The sequence below is a fragment of the Mesorhizobium sp. CA13 genome (assembly GCF_020165235.1).
Lineage (GTDB): Bacteria > Pseudomonadota > Alphaproteobacteria > Rhizobiales > Rhizobiaceae > Mesorhizobium.
Window position 1 is genome coordinate 1 of record NZ_JAIUHS010000034.1, and the last position, 1,032, is coordinate 1,032.

The window sequence follows — 1,032 nt, forward strand, 5'->3', positions numbered from 1 at the left end:
TTTAGTCCCGGCATTTGCTGGAGCGGATTTAGTCTGAAGCGTTCGGGCTGAGTGGTCCACGCCTTGCAGACGAATTCGTAGGGTGTGAGTCCTTTGAGGGTCTTTAGCCTGCGGGCGAAGTTGTAAGCCGTGACGAAGTCGGCAAGGTGCTGGCGCAACTGATCGTGGCTCTCGTAATAGAAGCGCTTGACGGTGGCGTCCTTGATGGTGCGGTTCATCCTCTCGACCTGGCCGTTGGTCCACGGATGCTTGGCTCTGGTGGTACGGTGTTCGATGCCGTTGGTGGCGCAGGTGTATTCGAAGGCATGAGCCCAGAAGCGCTCGCCGTTGGCGATGGCCTCTTTGATCAGCGGCACGGCTGATCCTCCTGCGCCGGGCGTGGTGAACTGGATGCCGTTGTCAGTGAGCACGGTGTGGATCTTGTAGGGAACGGCCGCGATCAACCGAAGCAGGAACTCTCGCGAGACGGCGGTGGTGGCTTTTTCATGCAATTCGACGAAGGCGAACTTCGAGGTGCGGTCGATGGCCACGAACATGTACAGCTTGCCCTGTTCTGTCCGCACCTCGGCAATGTCGACGTGGAAGTAGCCGATCGGGTAGCTCTTGAACTTCCTCTTCGCCGGCCTGTCACCCTCGACATCGGGCAGGCGGCTAATGCCGTGGCGTTGGAGGCAACGGTGCAATGAAGATCGCGTCAGATGCGGGATCGTCGGCTGCAGCGCATAGAGGCAGTCGGCGAGCGGCAGTAGCGTGTAGCGCCGGAAGGCGACGATGACCGCCTCCTCCTCGACGGAAAGAACCGTCGACCGCGGCTCTTTCGGCCCCGTCAGAAGGTCGGCTGTTGAGGTCCGCTCCCGCCACTTCGCGACAGTCTTCTGGTTGATCCCGTAGCGCTTGGCTAGGGCTCTCAGGCTCTCTTGACTATGTTGTATCGCTCGACGGACCGCCTCTGTCGTCGTGGCGCTCCCATGGAGAACCTGGCCCATAGTGCCTCCTTCGATTCGGAGGATAAGGATGCCCCATCAAAGCCTG

Annotated in this window: 1 protein-coding gene; it reads right to left on the minus strand. The window is 60.4% G+C overall.

Features of this window, described 5'->3' with window-relative positions:
• The coding region (locus LB566_RS30285; protein WP_224629792.1) for an IS481 family transposase at window positions 1-986 on the minus strand (986 nt) is incomplete at its 3' end.
• Between the last annotated feature and the right edge of the window lie 46 nt (window positions 987-1,032).